At 59.2% G+C, this 284-nt stretch carries 1 pseudogene; it reads right to left on the reverse strand.

Annotated elements, in window-relative coordinates:
- Nucleotides 1-227: pseudogene (locus CIC12_RS12490) on the reverse strand (electron transfer flavoprotein subunit alpha/FixB family protein); the annotation flags it as partial.
- Nucleotides 228-284 lie beyond the last annotated feature (57 nt).

Below are 284 nucleotides of genomic sequence, written 5' to 3' on the forward strand. Positions count from 1 at the left end.
GTCGCTTCGACGTTTTCCGCGAGGCCCGCTTCGAGTTGCGGCGCGTCGGCCAGCAATACCTTGCTAACGCCTGCAATCTTCGCTGCCGCATCCGCCGCAGCTTGCGCGTTGTGGCCGGCGACCAGCACGTGAACGTCACCGCCAATCTTCTGCGCCGCTGCGATCGTGTTTAGCGTCGCGGTCTTGATCGACGTGTTGTCGTGTTCTGCTATTACCAGATTAACCAGATTCGTCATTTCGTCCGTCTCCCTCACAGCACCTTGGCTTCAGTCTTCAGCTTCTCG

Origin of the sequence: Paraburkholderia sp. SG-MS1 (assembly GCF_012275575.1) — a bacterium.
Classification (GTDB): Bacteria; Pseudomonadota; Gammaproteobacteria; order Burkholderiales; family Burkholderiaceae; genus Paraburkholderia.